The organism is Stenotrophomonas maltophilia (genome assembly GCF_023518235.1).
In the GTDB taxonomy this organism is placed as follows: Bacteria; Pseudomonadota; Gammaproteobacteria; order Xanthomonadales; family Xanthomonadaceae; genus Stenotrophomonas.
This window is the reverse complement of record NZ_CP090423.1, coordinates 3,699,761-3,715,939: the sequence shown is the minus strand read 5'-3', so window position 1 is coordinate 3,715,939 and position 16,179 is coordinate 3,699,761. Positions and strand designations below refer to the sequence as shown.

Sequence of the window (16,179 nt, the reverse complement as noted above, 5' to 3'; positions counted from 1 at the left end):
CGCAGCCAGGCATGGCCTGGCTCTACCGCAGGGCACCCAGGGTAGTGCCGGCCGCTGGCCGGCACCCGCGCGAACTCAGCTATGCTCTGGATTGCCGGCCAGCGGCCGGCACTACCGTTGTTCGAGGAAGCGACGCAGCATGCAGACATCCACCGAGCTTGCGCGGCCGATCGACCGCTATTTCGCCAGCTACTCCGATGACCACCGCAATGTGATCAACCAGCGCATCCACGTGGTGGCGGTGCCGGCCATCCTGTGGTCGGTGGTGGCCCTGTTGTGGTGCCTGCCGCCGCTGATCACCTGGTTCCAGTACGGCATCTGGTCGGCGTTTGCGATGTTCAGCGCCTGGTGCTTCTACAACAAGCTGTCGCGCCCGCTGGGCATCGGCATGCTCATCCAGTTCTTCGTGTTCGGTTGCCTGTGCCGCCTGCTGGAGGCCGAGATCGGCCTGCACAACCTGTTCTGGCTGGCGGTGGGCGTGTTCGTGGTGGCCTGGGTGGCGCAGTTCATCGGCCACAAGTTCGAAGGCCGCAAGCCCAGCTTCCTGACCGACCTGACCTACCTGCTGATCGGCCCGGCCTGGGTGATGGCCAAGTTCTACCGCAAGCTCGATTGGCGCTACTGACCTGCCCGCCCGGTCGCGGCCATTCTTTCCTGAACGGGCAGATTCCGTCACCCTCACTCCACGGCAGGCCTGCCAGCCTGCGTCGGTGACCCGCTCCCCACTTCCCGCCCGTCGACGGCAGCCCCTGTGCGACAGGGCCTGCGGTCTCCCTGCGTGGGCGTAGGGTGATCCCCGAGGGCAGCCAGCGAGGTACCGCAGGAACGTGATGTTGCGCTGCAGAAAAAATGAATCAGCGGACGTTACATGCAATTGATCGCTGTTCGATGGGTTTCGGCGACATTTCGCAGCCTGTTATCCTCCCTGACCTGCTCGTGAATCATGGATTCCCTGCATGCTCCCCAGCCTGCCCCTGCTGCTGGCCCTGCCGTTCCTGATGGCAGCGGCTGTTGCGGCCTTCCCCCGTAGTTCGCGCTCGACTGCTGCCTGGCTGGCGGCGCTGGCGCCGTTGGGCGGGTTGGCCATCCTCGGCTGGCTGACGCCCGCTGTACTTGAGGGCCAGGTGGTCCGCACCCTGGTGCCGTGGCTGCCGCAGATCGGGCTGGACTTCACCCTGCGCCTGGACGGGCTGGCCTGGATGTTTGCCGGGCTGGTGCTGGGCATCGGCGCGCTGGTGGTGCTGTATGCGCGCTACTACCTGAGCCAGCAGGACAACGCGCACCGCTTCTACTGCTACCTGCTGCTGTTCATGGGCGCCATGCTGGGCATGGTGATCTCCGGCAACCTGCTGCTGCTGATGATTTTCTGGGAAATGACCAGCATCAGCTCGTTCCTGCTGATCGGCTTCTGGTCGCACCGCCAGGATGCCCGCGAGGGCGCGCGCATGGCGCTGGTGATCACCGGTGGCGGCGGCCTGGCCCTGCTCGGTGGCGTGCTGCTGATCGGCCGCATCGTCGGCAGTTTCGACCTGGATGTGGTGCTGGCCGCCGGCGAGCAGATCCGCGCCAGCGCGCTGTATCCGTATGCGCTGTTCCTGGTGCTGGCCGGCATCTTCACCAAGAGCGCGCAGTTCCCGTTCCACTTCTGGCTGCCGCACGCGATGGCCGCGCCCACCCCGGTCTCGGCCTACCTGCACTCGGCCACCATGGTGAAGGCCGGCGTGTTCCTGCTGGCGCGGCTGCACCCGGCGCTGGCCGGCAGCGACCTGTTCTTCTACACCGTCAGCGGCATCGGCGCGCTGACCCTGCTGATCGGTGCCTGGAACGCGATCTTCCAGCACGACCTGAAGGGCCTGCTGGCCTATTCGACGATCTCGCACCTGGGCCTGATCACCCTGCTGTTCGGCCTGTCCACGCCGATGGCAGTGGTGGCCGGCGTGTTCCACATCCTCAACCACGCCACCTTCAAGGCCTCGCTGTTCATGGCCGCCGGCATCATCGACCACGAGACCGGCACCCGTGACATGCGCAAGCTGGGCGGGCTGCGCAGGCTGATGCCGTTCACCAGTGCGCTGGCCATCATTGCCTCGCTGGCGATGGCCGGCATCCCGTTGCTCAACGGCTTCCTGTCCAAGGAAATGCTGTTCGCCGAGGCACTGACCGCCGGTGGCGGCCCGGGCGCGATGCGCACGGCGGTGTCGATCGCCGCGCTGCTGGCCGGCGTGTTCGGCGTGGCCTACAGCCTGCGCTTCGTGCACGACACCTTCTTCGGCCCCGGCCCCCATGATCTGGACCGCGTGCCGCACGAGCCGCCGCGCTGGATGAAGGTGCCGGTGGAACTGCTGGTGGTGATCTGCATCGCGGTGGGCGTGGCACCGGCACTGACCGTGGCGCCGGTGCTGCATGCGGCCGCAGGGTCGATCCTCGGCAATGCCATGCCCGAGTACAGCCTGGCGGTCTGGCACGGCTTCAACCTGCCGCTGGCGATGAGCGTGGTCGGCGTGGTCGGCGGCGTGGCGCTGTACTTCGGCCTGCGCAAGCTGATCAACCTGCACGCCGTGGAAACCCGCGCCACCGGCCGCAACGTGTTCCATGCACAGCTGGATGCAATTTCCGCGCTGGCCATGCGCCTGACCAACGGCATCGCCAATGGCAGCCTGCAACGCATGCTGCTGGGCCTGGTGCTGGTGGCCATCACCGTGGCCGCCGCGCCGTTCGTGGCCAATCCGTCCTCACCGAACTGGACCGCGCCGCAGCCGATGCCGCTGCTGGGCTGGGCGTTGTGGCTGGTGATGATGGCCTGCGCGGTGGCCACCCTGCGCGTCTACAAGCAGCGCCTGCTGGCGGTACTGCTGGTGGGCGGCGTCGGCCTGATGGTGGCGCTGACCTTCGTGTTCCTGTCCGCGCCCGACCTGGCACTGACCCAGCTGCTGGTGGAGATGGTCACCCTGGTGCTGATGCTGCTGGCCATGAACTACCTGCCCGCGCAGTCCGGCCCGGAGCGGCCGCGCTGGCGCAAGCGCCGCGACGCGGTGATCGCGATCATCGCCGGCGCCGGCCTGGGCGCGCTGGCCTACACCGCGATGACCCTGCCGCCGAACACCATGGCCGGTGAGCTGCTGGCCCGTGCCCTGCCCGAGGCGTATGGGCAGAACGTGGTCAACGTGATCCTGGTCGACTTCCGCGGCTTCGATACCTTTGGCGAGATCACCGTGTTCGGTATCGCCGCGCTGGTGGTGCATGCGCTGTTGCGGCGCACGCGGATGGCGCCGGAGCAGATCATGCCCGGCCCGCCGATCAAGCTGCCGGTGCCGGCCGACCTGGCGCAGATCATGTTCCCGCTGACCCTGACCGTGTCGATCTTCCTGTTCCTGCGCGGCCACAACGCGCCGGGCGGTGGCTTCATCGCCGGCCTGGTGCTGGCGGTGCCGCTGCTGATCCAGTACGTGATCCAGGGCACCGCGTCGGTGGAATCGCGCTTCGGCTTCGACTACATCCGCTGCATCGGCATGGGCCTGCTGATCGCCCTGCTCAGTGGCAGCGCCTCGATGCTGTTCGGCGTGCCGTTCCTGACCAGTGGCCACCTCGACCTGCACCTGCCGCTGATCGGCGAGGTGCCGCTGGCCAGCGCGATTGGTTTTGACATCGGCGTCTACCTGGTGGTGTTCGGCGGCGCCATGCTGATGCTGTCGATGATGGGCACGATCAAGCCCTCGCGTACCCGCACCGCCCGCAAGGGCGAGATCGACCTGCAACGCCGTTCGGCCCGCACCGGGGAGATGCACTGATGGAACTGGCCCTGGCTACCGCGATCGGTGTGCTGACCGCGATCGGCATCTACCTGCTGCTGCGTGCGCGCAGCTTCGATGTGATCCTCGGCATGACCTTCCTGTCCTACGCCACCAACCTGCTGATCTTCGCCGGTGGCCGCGTGGTGCTGGGCAAGGCGCCGGTGCTGCAGGACGGCGTGGACAGCCACCTGGGCAACTACACCGACCCGCTGCCGCAGGCGCTGGTGCTGACCGCGATCGTGATCGCCTTCGCGATGACTGCAGTGAGCATCGTGCTGGCCATGCGCAGCCGCAGCGACAACCACAGCGACCACGTGGATGCCCACGAGCCTGACGACGACCTGCAGGATGAGAGCGCATCGCCGCGCCAGGGCGGGGACCGCGCATGAACCATCTGGTGATCCTGCCGATCCTGATTCCCCTGCTCGGCGCCGCACTGTCGCTGTTTGTCGAACACCGCCGCTACGGCCCCAAGGTACAGCGCGCAGTGGCCTGGACCTCGCTGTCGGCGCTGGCTTTGGCGGTGGGCCTGCTGTTCGCCAGTACCGCCAGCGGTGACATCAACGTCTATCTGCTGGGCGACTGGCCGTCGCGGCTGGGCATCGCGCTGGTGGCCGACCGCCTGTCGGCGTGGATGCTGCTGACCACCCTGCTGCTGGCCATTCCCTGCCTGCTGCACGCCTGCTCGGGCTGGGACCGGCGTGCACCGCACTTCCATGCGCTGTTCCAGTTCCAGCTGGTCGGCCTGAACGGCGCGTTCCTCACCGGCGACATCTTCAACCTGTTCGTGTTCTTCGAGGTGATGCTGATCGCCTCCTACGGCCTGCTGCTCAGTGGCGGCCGTGGCCTGCGCATGCGCATCGGCCTGCACTACGTGGTGTTCAATGTCACCGCCTCGACCCTGTTCCTGATCGCACTGGGTCTGCTGTACGCCTCGCTGGGCTCGCTGAACATGGCCGAGCTGTCGCAGCGCATTGCCGAGGTGCCGCCGGCGCAGCTGACCCTGGTCAAGGCGACCATGGGCCTGTTGCTGCTGGTGTTCTGCGCCAAGGCCGCGCTGATGCCGCTTTACCTGTGGCTGCCGGAAGCGTATTCGCGCGCACCAGCGGCGGTGGCTGCGCTGTTCGCGATCATGACCAAGGTCGGCCTGTACTCGGTGCTGCGCATCCAGATGCTGTGGCTCGGCGACGATGCCGGGGCGATGGCCGGCTATGGCCGTGACTGGCTGCTGTGGGCCGGCGTGGCAACGCTGGTACTCGGCGGTCTGGGTGCACTGGCCGCGACCCGCCTGCGCGTCCTGATCTCCTACCTGGTGATCGTGTCGGCGGCCACCCTGTTCATCGCCTTCTCGGTGGGGACACCGCAGGTACTCTCGGCCGGCCTGTACTACCTGCCGCACAGCAGCTTTGTGGCTGCTGCGCTGTTCCTGATCGCCGACCTGATCCGTCGCCGCCGTGGTGGCGCCAGCGACCGCAAGGAAGTGGTCGCGCCGATGCCGGGCAAGGAAACGCCGGCGGTGCTGTTCCTGATCGGTGCGGTATCGGTGGCCGGGCTGCCGCCGCTTTCCGGGTTCCTGGCCAAGGCCGCACTGCTGACCGGCATGCCGGCGCAGTACACCGGCCCGGTCTGGACCGCGGTGCTGGTCAGCAGCCTGTTGGTGATCATGGGCCTGACCCGCGGTGGCATCCGCCTGTTCTGGCGCGTGCCGCCGGTGGAGGCCGATGCCCCGAAACCGCGCAAGGCGCGTCTGCGCCGGGTCGAGCTGTACGCCGCGTGCCTGTTGCTGGCCTACGGCATCGGCATGACCCTGGCCGCTGCGCCCCTGATGCGCTACACCGACGCCACCGCCGTCCAGCTGCTGCAGCCCAGCGAGTATGTGCAGCAGCTGCGTGCGACCACGCCGGAGATCCGCCAGCCATGACCGCCCAGCGTTCCCTGTTCCGCCGCCTGATTCCCTCGCCGATGCTCAGCATCATGGTGGTGGCGTTCTGGCTGCTGATGTCCGACAGCTTCACCCTCGGCCAGATCGTGCTGGGGCTGGTGCTGGGCGTGGTGGTGCCGCTGTTCGCCGCGCGCCTGGACCGCGAGTTCGCCCGCATCGGTACGTTGCGGCCGCTGCCCAAGCTGCTGTGCGTGACCCTGTGGGACATCCTGATGTCCAACATCCGCGTGGCCATCCAGGTGTTGGGCCCGGAGAAGAACATCCATCCGGGCTTCATCTGGCTGCCGCTGGACATCGCCAACATCCACGGCATCGCTGCGCTGACCAGCATGATCACCCTCACCCCGGGCACGGTCTCGGCCGCGCTCAGCGACGACCGCCGATTCCTGCTGGTGCACGTGCTGCACCTGGAGGACCCGCAGGACCTGATCGATACGATCAAGCGCCGTTACGAGGCGCCGTTGATGGAGATCTTCCCATGACCGGTTTTGAAGTCATCCAGACCACCCTGGTGGTATGCATGCACGTGGTCGGCCTGGCCATGCTGCTGGCCACCTGGCGCCTGCTGCGCGGGCCGACCGTGCCCGACCGCATCCTCGCGCTGGACACCCTGTCGGTGACCGCGATCGCCGAACTGATGCTGTTCGGCATGTACCTCAACTCGCCGATCTACTTCGAGGCCGCGCTGATCATCGCCATGCTCGGCTTCGGCAGCACGGTGGTGCTGAGCAAGTTCGTGCTGCGCCGGGACATCGTCGAATGATCACCGCGATCCAGATCGGCCTGTCGATCCTGCTGCTGTTCGGCAGCTTCTTCATCCTGGTCGGCGCACTGGGCCTGGTGAAGCTGTCCACCTTCTTCAAGCGGCTGCACGCCCCCACCAAGGCCAGCACGCTGGGCGTGGGCTGCGTGCTGGTGTGTTCGGTGTGCTACCACATCTTCCTGGGCCAGGACCCGCAGCCGCGCGAGCTGCTGATCACCGTGTTCCTGTTCATCACCGCACCGATCAGCGCGCACATGATGGCCAAGGCCGCGCTGTCGCTGCTGATGGAGACCCGCCCCAGCCTGCCCGGCAACGAGCCGGCCGCCGAAGAGCAGCTGCCGCCGCCGGAACCGGCGCGGGAAGAAGATGGTTCGCCGGGCCGGTAACTCCGGTAGAGGCCGACCTTGGTCGGCGCATTGTTTCCATGAGTGCCAACCAAGGTTGGCAGCTACCGCATCATCGGTACGTTGACCGGTAACCGCATCCACGCGTGGCGTGGATCACCGTTACAACGCCGGCGCGCCCACCAGAAGCAGCTCCAGCACGAACCAGCCGGCGAACGCGACCAGCAGGATCGCGCCTTCACCGCGGCTGATCTTCAGGTCGCCGCGCAGCAACGGGTACAGCACCAGCGCGAACGCCAGCAGTGCAGGCAGTTCCAGCCGCACGAACGAAGCCGGCAGCGCCAGCGGTTGCAGCATCGCCATCGCGCCGACCACCAGCAGCAGGTTCACCGCGCTGGATCCCAGCACATGCCCCAGCACCATGTCGCCATGCCCGCGGCGTGCGGCCGCGATGGCCGTGGCCACCTCCGGCAGCGCCGTGCCGATCGCCACCGGCAACAGGCCCACCAGCAGCGGCGTCCAACCCAGCGCGGCGCCGAAGTCCGCAGCGGCACCGACCACCAGTCGGGCGCCCCAGTACAGCGCCAGTACGGCGATCAACACCCGCAACACGTTCAATGGCAGGCTGGTGCGGCTCAGCGCGGATTCGGCAATGGCCGCCTGCACCTCGGCGCTTTCGCTGCGACCACGACGCAGCAGCAGCACCTGCATGACGATGAAGCCGGCCACCAGCACCGCGCCTTCCCAACGCACCAGCCGGCCATCCAGGCCGAACAGGATCAACAGCACGCCGGCCGCCAGCAGCGCCCCCCAGAACACCGTCTGCAGGCGTGCGCGCAGCAGCAACGGCGCCACCATGGCCGCCACGGCCAGGGTCAGGCCCAGGTTGACCACGCTGCTGCCCACCGCATTGCCCAGTGCCAGCTCGGGCTGTCCGACCGCCAATGCTCGTGCATTGACCGCCAGCTCGGGCAGCGAGGTGGTCACCCCGAGCAGCAGCAGGCCTGCGGTGAAGGGCGTCGCCCCGAAGCGTTGGGCCAGGCCAGACACCGCCTTGACGATGGAGTCCCCGCCCAGTGCCAGCAGCAGCAGGCCAAGCAGGAACCAGGCAATGGCAATGGCGATCATCGAGCACTCCCCCAGCGGTCGTGGCGCGATTCTACGCTGGGCCCAGCCGCGTGGCTGGGCCGTGGATCAAGGATCAGCCACAGCCTTCGGCATAATCGACCTGCGGAGTGCGACCGACCCGCCAGGCGCCGACCCGGCCATCGGCACCGAGCGCGAAGTCGATCACCGCCGCGCCCTCCTGCGCCGGGCGCACGCGCAGGTGCTGGGCCTTCTCATCGTACTTGTCGGGGCCAACGTCGGCGCGCTCGGGATACAGCACCTGCAGTTCGCCCAACGTCATGCCGACCTTGCCACCGCCCGGCGCGGTGATCGCCGCGCTGCGCACGTCATAGCGCACCAGCTTGCGGGCCTCGATCATCAGGCGCGGATCCTCGGCGCCCTGCGGGCGCAGGAAGTAGCAGCCGTCATTGCTATCGTCGGCCGGCAATGGCTTGCCGGCAGAGTCGGTACCCAGCCCCTGCAGCGGCGTGCCGAAGCCACTGCGGACCTCGGCGATGCCGGCGCCGAGCGTTGCACCGCCGTAGCCATCCAGCCGCGCAGGGCTGTCGGTGCGGGGATCGGCCGGCGATCGGGTCGCCAGATCGGCATCGGCCGCTGCAGTGGGCGGCGCCGTGCCTTTGGCCGGGGCCTCAGCGGGTGTTTCAGGCGCACGGCCGCAGGCGGCGAGCGAAAGGAGCAGAAGACCAGCAAGTGGAAGATGCTTCATCGGTGCGGTTCCCTGGCACGTGGTTGGCTGCACGCTAGCGCAGCGCGCGTGCAGGCGCTGCATTGTCATCGCCGTTTCATCGCCTTCGTTCAGGCTCGGCGTGCACCGACTTGGCTGTCCCTTCCATGCAACCGCGCAAGACCGATCTCGCCCGAACCGCGCTGCAGGCCCATCGCGCGCCGCTGGACATGCGCCAGCGGCGGCTGCTGATCCTGTGCGACGGCCAGCGCAGCATCGCCGAACTGACCGGCCTGCTCGGGCAGGAAGCGCCCGCGATGGTCATCCAGCTGGTGCAGGCAGGGTACCTGAGCACCGGCCCGGCAGCGGCGGCCCCCTCCCCCCCAGCCGTTGCCGAGCCGGCCAGGGCCGCACCGGCGCAGGTGACGGCAGCGCCCGCCGCCACGCCAGTCGAACGCCGCCGCTCGCTGGTGGCCGCACGCATCTATGTGCTGGGCATCCTGGAGATGCAGCGCCACCCGCAGGCAGCGGCGCTGTTCCGCGACCTGCAGCAGGCGCGCGCGGAAGACGAGGTGGTGCAGCGGCTGCATTCGGCGATGCGGATGCTGCCCGGGCTGACCTCGGACGGCTATTGTCAGCGCGTGCGGCAGCGCCTGCTCGAAGCCCTGCCGCTGGAGCATTGCGACGCCTTTGCCGAGGTGGCGTGAGCGCAGGTTCCGGCGCATCCGTGCCGACCAACGGTCGGCACCCACCGAAGGCCGCGTTCGGTAGATCCGCGGCCCCCACCAACCTAGCGGGTCGGCCGGAAATTATTGCGCAGGCCGTTCCAGCACTGCTGGTAATCGCCCTGGCGATGGCCAGCAGCCAGCGCCTGCGCGGTCGGGCGGATCACCGCGCGGGTCTCGAACATGAAGGCCATCGTGTCCTTGATCACATCCGCCTTGGACAGGTCGGCATTGGAGGCCTTGTCGAAGGTCGGCGCGTCCGGGCCGTGGCCGCTCATGCAGTTGTGCAGCGAGGCGCCGCCCGGCACGAAGCCTTCGGCCTTGGCATCGTAGGCACCATGCACCAGGCCCATGAACTCGCTGGCGATGTTGCGGTGGAACCACGGCGGCCGGAACGTGTTCTGCGCCACGAGCCAGCGCGGCGGGAAGATCGCGAAGTCCATGTTGCTGGTGCCCGGCGTGTCACTGGGCGAGTGCAGTACCAGGAAGATCGACGGGTCCGGGTGGTCGTAGCTGATCGAACCGATGGTGTTGAAGCGACGCAGGTCGTAGCGGTACGGCGCGTAGTTACCGTGCCAGGCCACCACGTCCAGCGGCGAATGGTCGATCGGCGCACGCCACAGGCGGCCCTCGAACTTGGCGATCAGCTCGAAATCACCGTCCACATCCTCGAATGCGGCGTGCGGGGTCTCGAAGTCGCGCGGATTGGCCAAGCCGTTGGAGCCGATCGGGCCCAGGTCGGGCAGCTTCAGCAGCGCACCGTAGTTTTCGCAGATATAGCCACGGCTCGGGCCATCAGGCAGCTCGACGCGGAAGCGCACACCGCGCGGAATCACCGCGATCTGCTGCGGCTCGATCTCGATCACGCCCAGCTCGGTCAGCAGGCGCAGCGCGCCCAGCTGCGGCACGATCAGCAGTTCGCCATCGGCGTTGTAGAAGTAGCGGCCGACCATGTCGCGGTTGGCGGCGTAGAGGTGGATGCCAACACCGGCGTGTGCATCGGGCGAGCCGTTGCCGCCCATCGTGTACAGGCCCTCGACGAAGTCGGTCGGCAGTTCCGGCAGCGGCAGCGGGCTCCAGCGCAGCTGGTTGGGCGAGGCCGGCTGCGCGCCGAAATCGCACTGCAGCTGCGACTGCGCGAACGGGGTGAACTCGCCATGGGTCACCGCCGGGCGGATCCGGTACAGCCAGCTGCGGCGGTTGCTGCCACGCGGCGCGGTGAACGCGGTACCGGTCAACTGTTCGGCGTACAGGCCGTGGGCTACCTTCTGCGGCGAGTTCTGCCCGACCGGCAGCGCGCCGGCAACGGCCTCGGTGGCGAATTCGTTGCCGAAACCGGACTGGTAGCCGCGGGCGGTGATGGCGGTGGACATGGGGGCTCCTGAGATTGCCGGTCAGCGGCCGGCACTACCATTCAATCAGGCAATGCCGGCGGGAGGCCGACATTGCCCGTGCAGACCTTACAGCACGCCGCGGCGGATCTGGTCGCGCTCGATGCTCTCAAACAGCGCGGTGAAGTTGCCTTCGCCGAAGCCTTCGTTGCCCTTGCGCTGGATGATCTCGAAGAAGATCGGACCGATGCAGTTCTGGGTGAAGATCTGCAGCAGCTTGCGCTGGTGGGTTTCCGGGTCGGCGTCGATCAGGATCTTGTTCTTCGCCAGGCGCGCGACGTCTTCACCATGGTTCGGCACGCGCTGGTCGATCACGTCGAAGTAGGTCTCCGGCGTGTCGAGGAAGTCCACGCCCTGCGCGCGCATGGCCTCAACGGTCTCGTAGATGTTGTCGGTGAAGCAGGCGATGTGCTGGATGCCCTCGCCCTTGTACGCGTCCAGGTACTCGTTGATCTGGCTCTTCGGGTCGGACGATTCGTTCAGCGGGATGCGCACGATGCCATCCGGGGCGGTCATCGCCTTGGACACCAGGCCGGTCTTGAGGCCCTTGATGTCGAAGTAGCGGATCTCGCGGAAGTTGAACAGTCGCTCGTAGTAGTCCGACCACTGCTGCATGTTGCCGAAGTACAGGTTGTGGGTCAGGTGGTCGATGAAGGTCAGGCCGAAGCCGAACGGGTGCAGGTCGGCGCCGGCGATCGGCTCGTAGTCGCCGTCGAAGATGCTGCCGGCCGCACCGTAGCGGTCCACCAGGTACAGCATGCAGTCGCCGATACCCTTGATGACCGGGGCGTTGACCGCCTTGCTGTCCGGCTTGAAGGCGACCGCTTCGGCGCCGTTGCCCAGCGCAGTCTGGTAGACCTCCTGGCCCGGCTTCTTGAAGCGGATGGCGAAGCCACAGGCGCAGGGGCCGTGCTTCTCGGCGAAGTCGGCGGCGAACGAATCGGGGTCTTCATTGACCAGGAAGTTGACGTCGCCCTGGCGATAGACGGTAATCGGACGCTGCTTGTGCTTGAGCACCGCGCTGAAGCCCATCTTCCGGAAGTACGCGTGCAACTCCTGGCCACGGCCGGCGGGGGCGGCGAATTCGACGAACTCGAAGCCGTCGATGCCCATCGGGTTCTCGAAGGTGGTGACCTGCATGCCGGGGTTGGGGTGCGAGGTGGTCGGGACTGCGGTATTCATGGCGTGGCTCCGAATCGGTACCGCATCGGTACAAACCAGGTGCGGGCAGGTTGGGACCCGGCGAGAATGCAGGGTCTGGACCTTCCCCTTATAGTTACAGTTGAAACCACCAGCAAGGTGCACCGCAACATGAGCCCCGCCGATCCCGCCTCGACCCGCCTGCGTGCCTCGCACGTCCTGCTCGACCTGGAACAGTTCCTGCCCTACCGGCTGAGCGTGCTGTCCAACCGGGTCAGCGGCAACATCGCCAAGCTATACGGTGATCGTTACGGTCTGGCGATTCCCGAATGGCGGGTCATCACCATCCTGGCGCTGTACCCGGGTTCCTCGGCCAGCGAGGTCTCCGACCGCACGGCGATGGACAAGGTGGCGGTCAGCCGCGCCGTGGCCCGCCTGCTGGAGCGCGGCTTCATCAAGCGCGAGACCCACGGCGATGACCGCCGCCGCTCGGTGCTGGCGCTGTCGGCGGCCGGCTTCGAGGTGTACGAGACCATCGCACCGATGGTGATCGAGATCACCCGCAAGCTGATGTCGGTGCTGAGCGAGGAGGAGGAGCAGCTGCTGGAGAAGCTGATCCTGCGCCTGGCCGGCGATGGCCTGGAGCGGATGGGCGAAGGGGTGTGAGTGAAAAAGGGGACGGAGGGGATTAAGTCGTTTCAAGCACACCTGTGCTGATTGCGGCTTAATCCCCTCCGTCCCCTTTTTTCAGCTCAGATGCTTGCGCCGTGCGTGGATCCACGGCACCGCCAGCGCCGCGATGGCGCCGCCGGCGAAGCCGAGCGAGGCGGCAACCGTGGCCGCTTCGACCGCCCCCGGCAACGCCAGGGCCGCAGCCACCAGCAGCAGCGACGGCAGGCCGACGAAGGTGCCCAGGAAGAAGTGCCAGCGCGGCGACCAGGTGTTGAGCTGCAGCAGGCTGACCGGCTGCCAGGCCTCCGAGGCGGCGTCCTCGGCGATCTTCGCCACCGCCTTGCCCAGGTCAACTTCGGGCAGCGCGCGCCCCAGTCGCGCGGTGGCCAGCAGTTCGGCCACCGCGTCCACCGGCGGGAACGTGGTCGGCCACGCCACCGGCGCCGGCACGCCATAGGCGGTCAGCAGCGGTACGCTCAGCCACGGTGCCACCAGCGGCCGCATGCGGCGGCGGCCATGCACGCACCAGATCTGCGGCTGGCCGTGCGCAGTGACGCTGTACAGCGCCAGTTCGCTGGCCGGCGGATACCCCAGCATGGTCACCCGCGCGGCCAGGCTGTCCTGCCCCATCGCGCGCAGGAAGCCCGGCCGGCTGCGCCCTTCCTGCATCCACGCCAGGCCCAGCGCACCGACCAGGTAGGCTTCTGCCACGTCCTTGCTGCCGGCGGTGGCGCGCTCGTCGCTGGCCAGGTACCACGCCAGCGATTTCGGTTCGGACACATCGGCCAGGCCCCAGCGGCTGTCGTCGCCCAGCACATGGCGCACCGGCAGGCGCGCCGGAGCGGTCTCGCCGCGCTCGCCCGGCTGCAGGAACGGCAGCACGCCCTGGATGAAGGTGGACAGTTCGATCGCACGCACGCCGTGGCCCTGCCATTCCGGCGGCAGCAGGCCGGCCAGCTGGCCCTCGGCGGCCAATGCGTCCAGTCGCGATTTCTGCTCCACCAGTTTCTGCACCGCGCCCTTCAGCACTACGTTGTCGGGCAGCGCGATCTGCGGCAGGCGGTGGCGTGGCGGTGCCAGTTCAACGGTGCCTTCGCCAGTGCCGGCGTCATCCAGCAGCGCTTCCTGCGGCGGCAGGGTCACGCCCTCGCCTGCTCCGGCCTCGGCCAGCTCACTGGCGGGTTCGGGCAATCGTTCGGCGTGGTCGCTGTGCATGGGCGTTCCGGTAGGGAGCATCGACGGGATGTCGACTGAGGTCCTTGCCGGTAACGGCGAGCGCGTCGCGAAGTTGAGATGCCGATTCAGGGAGTGTGACGGCGCGCGCAGTAGAGCCACGCGAGGCGTGGATGTGCCTCAATGCCGACCAACGGTCGGCACCCACCAGGTGGGTGGCCAGCAGATGGCACCCACCAGAGCCTGCCGGCCAGCGGCCGGCACTACCGGGCGGGTGCCCATTGCTTGAGGAAGGCGCTCACCCGCGCGGGCTGGAACGCTTCGCCCCGGCGCAGCTCGGCAGTGGCCTGCGAGACCAGCAGGCCGCCGTCGGCATCCAGCACCAGCAGGTGCGGATAGTCGCGCTCCATCACCGGGAACTGGGCGAAGAAGGCGGTGTTGGGTTGTTCGTCACTGACATTGACCTTCACCCACACGTAGTGGGCATCGCGGAAGCGGCGCAGGTCGCCGTTGCCTTCCACGATCTCATCCAGCGCGTGGCAACGGTCGCAGGCGGCGTTGCCGACCTCCAGCAGGATGCGCTTCTTGCCGCGCTGGGCTTCCACCTTGGCGGTGGCCAGGTCGTCGGCGGGGTTGCGGGCCGGGTCGAACTGCGCGCCGAGCCCGGCGATGGCGGCGATGTCCGCCGCCACCGGGGTGTTGCCCGAGGCCACCGGTTCGCTGGGGTCAGCGACCGGTGGCTCGGTGGGTCGGGTATCCAGAGGCTGCGTGGGCTCGGCGGCGGCAGGCGGTTGCGGTTGGGAACAGGCGCCGATCAGCGCCGCACAGACCACCACCATTGCACCACCGAGCTTCATGCGCATGCCTTCTACCCTCTCATCATCATTTGACGCCGTGCATCAGCTTGTTGATCAGCGGGGCGATCAGGAACAGCACCACGCCGGAGCCGATCAGGGCCCAGAACCCGAAGGTATACCCCTTCAGGGCCGACTCGACCGTCATGCCGCCTTCACCACTGACCACGCCGGCGAAGATGCCCGACAGGTTGTTGCCGATGCCGGTGGACAGGAACCAGCCTCCCATGCCGAAGCCGACCAGGCGCACCGGGGCCAGCTTGGTCACCATCGACAGGCCGATCGGCGACAGGCACAGCTCGCCCACCGACTGGATGACGTAGACCATGAACAGGGTCCAGAACGGAATCTTGCCGTCCACAACCATCTGCGACAGGGCGTACATCAGCAGGGCGAAGGCGGCGCCATTGAACAGCAGGCCCAGGCCGAACTTGCGCGGGATGGACGGATTGGCGCGGCCCAGGGCCACCCAGATCCAGGCGATGACCGGCGCCAGGGTGATGATCGCCACCGAATTGACCGACTGGAACCACGCGGTCGGGAAGGTCCAGTCACCCATCTGGCGGTTGACGATGTTCTCGGCCAGGAAGGTGAACGAGCTGCCGGCCTGTTCGAAGAACATCCAGAACATCACGTTGAAGGCGAAGATGATCAGCATGGCGATCACGCGGTCGCGCTGCACCTTGCCCTCGCGGATGCCCTCTACCAGCAGCAGGATGGCCAGCGCGGTGAACATCGCACCCAGGATCCAGGCCAGCGCGGTAGCGCCGGTGGCCAGCAGGAAGTAGGCCACCGGAATGGCGATCACGGCACCGACCAGCACCATGATGATGCGGCCGAAACCTTCGGCGCCGGCCGGCGGTGCGCCGATGCCCTTCAGGCCGGCACGACCGATGTAGAACCACACCAGCGAGATCAGCATGCCCACGCCCGAGGCGATGAACACCACCTTGTACGACGGCATTTCCGAGGTACCGAACACCTTGCGGGCCAGGTACTCGGTCAGCACCGGGGCGATCATCGCGCCGATGTTGATGCCCATGTAGAAGATGGTGAAGCCCGAATCGCGGCGCTCATCCTTCAGCCCGTACAGCTTGCCGACCATGGTCGAGATGTTGGGCTTGAACAGGCCGTTGCCGACGATGATCGTGGCCAGGCCGAGCTTGAAGATGTGCTCCTGCGGCAGCGAGATCATGAACAGGCCAGCGGCCATGATGATCGCGCCGGTCAGGATCGAACGCTGGTACCCCAGCACCCGGTCGGCGACGTAGCCACCGAAGATGGCCGCGGCGTACACCAGCGCCAGATAGGCGCCGTAGATGCGGCTGGCGTCGCCCTCACCGGCGGCGTTGCCGCTGTAGAACTGGGAGACGATGTACAGCACCAAGGCCCAGCGGATGCCGTAGAACGCAAAGCGCTCCCAGAACTCGGTCATGAACAGCATCCACAACGGGCGCGGGTGGCCCAGCGTGGTCTTGAAGTCCGGCAGCGCCGGCTCCGGGGTGTTCGCAGTGGCGTTTACGCTCATGCGGGTTTCCTGGTTCGGTGGATGACGAGCACGTCCGATGTGCAGTTGAAGCAACGCGCGAGGA

16 protein-coding genes are annotated in these 16,179 nt (G+C 67.5%); 9 read left to right on the top strand and 7 right to left on the bottom strand.

All coding sequences use genetic code 11. From position 1 onward, the window contains the following. Positions 1-139: 139 nt before the first annotated feature. The 7 genes from LZ605_RS17330 (at position 140) to LZ605_RS17300 (ending at position 6,882) form a co-directional block, all read left to right on the top strand. Positions 140-625 carry a DUF962 domain-containing protein gene (locus tag LZ605_RS17330; RefSeq protein WP_249842646.1) on the top strand — a complete coding sequence of 162 codons (486 nt, stop codon included), beginning with the start codon at positions 140-142 and terminating at the stop codon, positions 623-625. Positions 626-956: 331 nt separating this feature from the next. Then, positions 957-3,788: a monovalent cation/H+ antiporter subunit A gene (locus LZ605_RS17325; protein WP_249842645.1), complete on the top strand. Its 2,832-nt coding sequence runs from the start codon at positions 957-959 to the stop codon at positions 3,786-3,788. Beyond that, positions 3,788-4,180 carry a Na+/H+ antiporter subunit C gene (locus LZ605_RS17320; protein WP_249842644.1) on the top strand — a complete coding sequence of 131 codons (393 nt, stop codon included), beginning with the start codon at positions 3,788-3,790 and terminating at the stop codon, positions 4,178-4,180. The genes LZ605_RS17325 and LZ605_RS17320 overlap by 1 nt, the downstream gene beginning before the upstream one ends. Then, complete coding sequence (locus LZ605_RS17315; protein ID WP_249842643.1) at positions 4,177-5,712, top strand: monovalent cation/H+ antiporter subunit D; 1,536 nt, start codon at positions 4,177-4,179, stop codon at positions 5,710-5,712. Before LZ605_RS17320 ends, LZ605_RS17315 begins: the two co-directional genes overlap by 4 nt. Further along, on the top strand, positions 5,709-6,215 hold the full coding sequence (locus LZ605_RS17310; RefSeq protein WP_107232899.1) for a Na+/H+ antiporter subunit E: 507 nt from the start codon (positions 5,709-5,711) through the stop codon (positions 6,213-6,215). The genes LZ605_RS17315 and LZ605_RS17310 overlap by 4 nt, the downstream gene beginning before the upstream one ends. Beyond that, positions 6,212-6,496, top strand: a complete 285-nt coding sequence (locus tag LZ605_RS17305; RefSeq protein ID WP_005411334.1) for a K+/H+ antiporter subunit F — start codon at positions 6,212-6,214, stop codon at positions 6,494-6,496. The genes LZ605_RS17310 and LZ605_RS17305 overlap by 4 nt, the downstream gene beginning before the upstream one ends. Then, positions 6,493-6,882, top strand: coding sequence for a Na+/H+ antiporter subunit G (locus LZ605_RS17300; RefSeq protein ID WP_249842642.1), 390 nt, complete (start codon positions 6,493-6,495; stop codon positions 6,880-6,882). The genes LZ605_RS17305 and LZ605_RS17300 overlap by 4 nt, the downstream gene beginning before the upstream one ends. A gap of 120 nt (positions 6,883-7,002) precedes the next feature. Here LZ605_RS17300 and LZ605_RS17295 read toward each other — a convergent pair whose 3' ends face one another. After that, entirely contained in the window at positions 7,003-7,968 is a 966-nt protein-coding gene (locus LZ605_RS17295; protein ID WP_249842641.1) for a sodium:calcium antiporter, read from the bottom strand. Positions 7,969-8,041: 73 nt separating this feature from the next. Further along, on the bottom strand, positions 8,042-8,674 hold the full coding sequence (locus tag LZ605_RS17290) for a hypothetical protein (RefSeq protein ID WP_249842640.1): 633 nt from the start codon (positions 8,672-8,674) through the stop codon (positions 8,042-8,044). Between the two features lie 125 nt (positions 8,675-8,799). Between LZ605_RS17290 and LZ605_RS17285 the strand changes: the two genes are divergently transcribed. After that, entirely contained in the window at positions 8,800-9,339 is a 540-nt protein-coding gene (locus tag LZ605_RS17285) for a hypothetical protein (RefSeq protein ID WP_249842639.1), read from the top strand. A gap of 83 nt (positions 9,340-9,422) precedes the next feature. Here LZ605_RS17285 and hmgA read toward each other — a convergent pair whose 3' ends face one another. Both hmgA and hppD read right to left on the bottom strand, forming a co-directional pair. Then, entirely contained in the window at positions 9,423-10,730 is a 1,308-nt protein-coding gene (gene hmgA / locus LZ605_RS17280; protein ID WP_249842638.1) for a homogentisate 1,2-dioxygenase, read from the bottom strand. An 87-nt stretch (positions 10,731-10,817) separates the two neighbouring features. Further along, positions 10,818-11,930, bottom strand: a complete 1,113-nt coding sequence (gene hppD, locus LZ605_RS17275) for a 4-hydroxyphenylpyruvate dioxygenase (RefSeq protein ID WP_249842637.1) — start codon at positions 11,928-11,930, stop codon at positions 10,818-10,820. 129 nt (positions 11,931-12,059) lie between these two features. On the opposite strand from hppD, the gene LZ605_RS17270 reads away from it, so the two are divergent. Next, entirely contained in the window at positions 12,060-12,554 is a 495-nt protein-coding gene (locus LZ605_RS17270) for a MarR family winged helix-turn-helix transcriptional regulator (protein WP_010482680.1), read from the top strand. An 81-nt stretch (positions 12,555-12,635) separates the two neighbouring features. On the opposite strand, the gene LZ605_RS17265 is transcribed toward LZ605_RS17270, so the two are convergent. From LZ605_RS17265 to LZ605_RS17255, 3 genes are all read right to left on the bottom strand, one after another. After that, on the bottom strand, positions 12,636-13,775 hold the full coding sequence (locus tag LZ605_RS17265; RefSeq protein ID WP_249842636.1) for a hypothetical protein: 1,140 nt from the start codon (positions 13,773-13,775) through the stop codon (positions 12,636-12,638). 221 nt (positions 13,776-13,996) lie between these two features. Beyond that, the gene (locus tag LZ605_RS17260; protein WP_249842635.1) at positions 13,997-14,596 is read right to left on the bottom strand and encodes a thioredoxin family protein; all 600 of its coding nucleotides are present in this window, start codon (positions 14,594-14,596) and stop codon (positions 13,997-13,999) included. A 19-nt stretch (positions 14,597-14,615) separates the two neighbouring features. Next, the gene (locus tag LZ605_RS17255; RefSeq protein WP_107232891.1) at positions 14,616-16,115 is read right to left on the bottom strand and encodes a peptide MFS transporter; all 1,500 of its coding nucleotides are present in this window, start codon (positions 16,113-16,115) and stop codon (positions 14,616-14,618) included. Between the last annotated feature and the right edge of the window lie 64 nt (positions 16,116-16,179).

Excerpts from the sequence above, each read along its gene's own strand:
- LZ605_RS17330 (WP_249842646.1), top strand. The coding sequence starts at position 140 with ATGCAGACATCCACCGAGCTTGCGCGGCCGATCGACCGCTATTTCGCC.
- LZ605_RS17325 (WP_249842645.1), top strand. The coding sequence starts at position 957 with ATGCTCCCCAGCCTGCCCCTGCTGCTGGCCCTGCCGTTCCTGATGGCA.
- LZ605_RS17320 (WP_249842644.1), top strand. The coding sequence starts at position 3,788 with ATGGAACTGGCCCTGGCTACCGCGATCGGTGTGCTGACCGCGATCGGC.
- LZ605_RS17315 (WP_249842643.1), top strand. The coding sequence starts at position 4,177 with ATGAACCATCTGGTGATCCTGCCGATCCTGATTCCCCTGCTCGGCGCC.
- LZ605_RS17310 (WP_107232899.1), top strand. The coding sequence starts at position 5,709 with ATGACCGCCCAGCGTTCCCTGTTCCGCCGCCTGATTCCCTCGCCGATG.
- LZ605_RS17305 (WP_005411334.1), top strand. The coding sequence starts at position 6,212 with ATGACCGGTTTTGAAGTCATCCAGACCACCCTGGTGGTATGCATGCAC.
- LZ605_RS17300 (WP_249842642.1), top strand. The coding sequence starts at position 6,493 with ATGATCACCGCGATCCAGATCGGCCTGTCGATCCTGCTGCTGTTCGGC.
- LZ605_RS17295 (WP_249842641.1), bottom strand. The coding sequence starts at position 7,968 with ATGATCGCCATTGCCATTGCCTGGTTCCTGCTTGGCCTGCTGCTGCTG.
- LZ605_RS17290 (WP_249842640.1), bottom strand. The coding sequence starts at position 8,674 with ATGAAGCATCTTCCACTTGCTGGTCTTCTGCTCCTTTCGCTCGCCGCC.
- LZ605_RS17285 (WP_249842639.1), top strand. The coding sequence starts at position 8,800 with ATGCAACCGCGCAAGACCGATCTCGCCCGAACCGCGCTGCAGGCCCAT.
- hmgA (WP_249842638.1), bottom strand. The coding sequence starts at position 10,730 with ATGTCCACCGCCATCACCGCCCGCGGCTACCAGTCCGGTTTCGGCAAC.
- hppD (WP_249842637.1), bottom strand. The coding sequence starts at position 11,930 with ATGAATACCGCAGTCCCGACCACCTCGCACCCCAACCCCGGCATGCAG.
- LZ605_RS17270 (WP_010482680.1), top strand. The coding sequence starts at position 12,060 with ATGAGCCCCGCCGATCCCGCCTCGACCCGCCTGCGTGCCTCGCACGTC.
- LZ605_RS17265 (WP_249842636.1), bottom strand. The coding sequence starts at position 13,775 with ATGCACAGCGACCACGCCGAACGATTGCCCGAACCCGCCAGTGAGCTG.
- LZ605_RS17260 (WP_249842635.1), bottom strand. The coding sequence starts at position 14,596 with ATGCGCATGAAGCTCGGTGGTGCAATGGTGGTGGTCTGTGCGGCGCTG.
- LZ605_RS17255 (WP_107232891.1), bottom strand. The coding sequence starts at position 16,115 with ATGAGCGTAAACGCCACTGCGAACACCCCGGAGCCGGCGCTGCCGGAC.